Genomic DNA, 2,348 nt, shown 5'->3' with positions numbered 1-2,348 from the left:
AGGCCCGCGTGGGCCAGGGCCTCGCGGATGACGCGCTGCTGCGAGGGGCCGTTGGGGGCGGTGAGACCGTTGGAGGCGCCGTCCTGGTTGACGGCCGAGGCACCCGAGGCGCCGGCCGTCGTCGAGGTCCCGGCCGAGCCGGTGGCCGCCGTGGAGGTCCCGGCCGAGCCCGTGGCCACCGAGGCCGCCCAGGCGCCCGCCGAGGCCGAGCCGGTGCTCGCGGAGGCCCCGGAGGCCGTGGAGGCCGCCGTGACCCCGGCCGCCGAGCCCGTCGCGGAGGCCCCCGCAGAAACGGTTCAGGCCCCCGTCGAGGCGGCCGCCCCGGCCGACGTGCCGGCGGAGCCCGAGGCGGAGGCCGCCGCCCCGGCCGAAGCGGAGGCCGCCCCGGCCGAAGCCGTCGAACCGGTCGCCGCGTCCGCCCCCGAGGCCGACGCCCCGGACGCCACCGCGGACGCCACCGCCCCGGACGCCGCCGCCGACGCCCCCGAGGCCGTCTCCGTCGGCGAGCCCGCCCCCGGGTACGACGACGCCGAGCGCGAGGCCGTCCTGCGCGTCATGCGCGAGCGCCGCGACATCCGCAACGGCTTCCGTACCGACCCCATCCCGCACGAGGTGCTGCTGCGCGTCCTGGAGGCCGCCCACCACGCGCCCAGCGTCGGCCACTCGCAGCCCTGGGACTTCGTCGTCATCCGCTCCGCCGAGACCCGCCGGACGATGCACGAGCTCGCCCAGCGCCAGCGCGAGGCATACGCCAAGTCGCTGCCCAAGGGCCGGGCGAAGCAGTTCAAGGAACTCAAGATCGAGGCCATCCTCGACACCCCGGTGAACATCGTCGTCACCGCCGACCCCACCCGCGGCGGCCGCCACACCCTCGGCCGGCACACCCAGCCGCAGATGGCCCCGTACTCCTCCGCCCTCGCGGTCGAGAACCTCTGGCTCGCCGCACGCGCCGAAGGTCTCGGCGTGGGCTGGGTCAGCTTCTTCGACGAGCGCGAGATGGTCCGCGCACTCGGACTGCCGGAGCACCTGGAGGTCGTCGCCTACCTGTGCGTCGGCTACGTCGACGAGTTCCCGGACGAGCCCGAACTGGCGCAGGCAGGCTGGTCCCAGCGGCGCCCGCTGGCCTGGGTCGTCCACGAGGAGACGTACGGACGCCGCGCGCTGCCCGGCGAGGAGCCGCACGACCTGCTCTCCGAGACCGTCGCCAGCATCCGCCCGCTCGACGCCAAGGCGCTGGGCGAGGCCTGGGAGCGGCAGAAGCGCATGACGAAGCCCGCCGGGGCCCTGGGCATGCTGGAGATCATCTCGGCCCAGCTGGCCGGCCTCTCCCGGGTCTGCCCGCCGCCCATCCCGGAGCCGGCCGCCGTCGCGATCTTCGCGGGCGACCACGGCGTCCACGCCCAGGGAGTCACCCCCTGGCCGCAGGAGGTCACCACGCAGATGGTGGCGAACTTCCTCGGCGGCGGCGCGGTCTGCAACGCCTTCGCCAACCAGGTCGGCGCCGAGGTCTGCGTCATCGACGTCGGCGTGGCCGGGGACCTCCCCGCCACCACCGGCCTGCTGCCGCGCAAGGTCCGTCCCGGCACGGCCGACCTCTCCACCGGCCCGGCCATGACCCGCGAGGAAGCGATCGCGGCCATCGAGGTCGGCATCGAGACGGCCCGCGACCTGGTCGCCGCCGGCAACAAGGCCCTGCTCACGGGTGAGATGGGCATCGCCAACACCACGGTCTCGGCGGCCCTGATCTCGGTCTTCACGGGCGTCGACCCCGCGGAGGTCACCGGCCGGGGCACCGGCATCAACGACGAGACCCACGCCCGCAAGGTCGAGGTCGTCCGCCGGGCCCTGGAACTCCACCAGCCCGACCCGGCCGACCCGATCGGCGTCCTGGCGGCCATCGGCGGCCTGGAGCACGCGGCGATCGTCGGCCTCCTCCTGGGCGGGGCCTCCCTGCGCACCCCGGTCATCCTGGACGGCGTGAGCGCCGGCGCGGCCGCCCTCGTGGCCCGCGCCATCGCCCCGGAGTCCCTGTCGGCCTGCATCGCGGGCCACCGCAGCGCGGAGCCGGGTCACGTGGCGGCCCTGAACAAGCTCGGCCTGCGGCCCCTGGTCGACCTGGACCTCCGCCTCGGCGAGGGCACGGGCGCGCTCCTTGCGCTGCCGCTGGTCCAGAGTGCGGCGCGTGCGATGCACGAGGTCGCCACGTTCGACTCGGCGGGCGTCACCGAGAAGTAACCCCGACCCGCCCTTCCGCCGTTCCCGCCTCAGTCGCCGGCGCGGCTCACTACACGGCGCTCCGCGCCCGCGCCTCAATCGCCGGCGGGGCTGGATTGCCCTGCGGGCAATCC

The 2,348-nt window shown here is 75.8% G+C and carries 2 protein-coding genes; one reads left to right on the top strand and one right to left on the bottom strand.

Annotated elements, in window-relative coordinates; genetic code table 11:
• On the bottom strand, positions 1-179 hold a 179-nt coding region (locus ABZW32_RS39610; protein ID WP_356225745.1), incomplete at its 3' end, for a hypothetical protein.
• On the opposite strand from ABZW32_RS39610, the gene cobT reads away from it, so the two are divergent.
• Positions 172-2,235, top strand: coding sequence for a nicotinate-nucleotide--dimethylbenzimidazole phosphoribosyltransferase (gene cobT, locus ABZW32_RS39605; protein ID WP_356225744.1), 2,064 nt, complete (start codon positions 172-174; stop codon positions 2,233-2,235). The genes ABZW32_RS39610 and cobT overlap by 8 nt on opposite strands.
• The last annotated feature ends 113 nt before the right edge of the window (positions 2,236-2,348 follow it).

It is taken from the genome of Streptomyces sp. NPDC004667 (genome assembly GCF_040609475.1).
Classification (GTDB): Bacteria; Actinomycetota; Actinomycetes; order Streptomycetales; family Streptomycetaceae; genus Streptomyces.
Note: the sequence above shows the minus strand (reverse complement) of the source record. Positions and strands in the feature narration are given on the sequence as shown.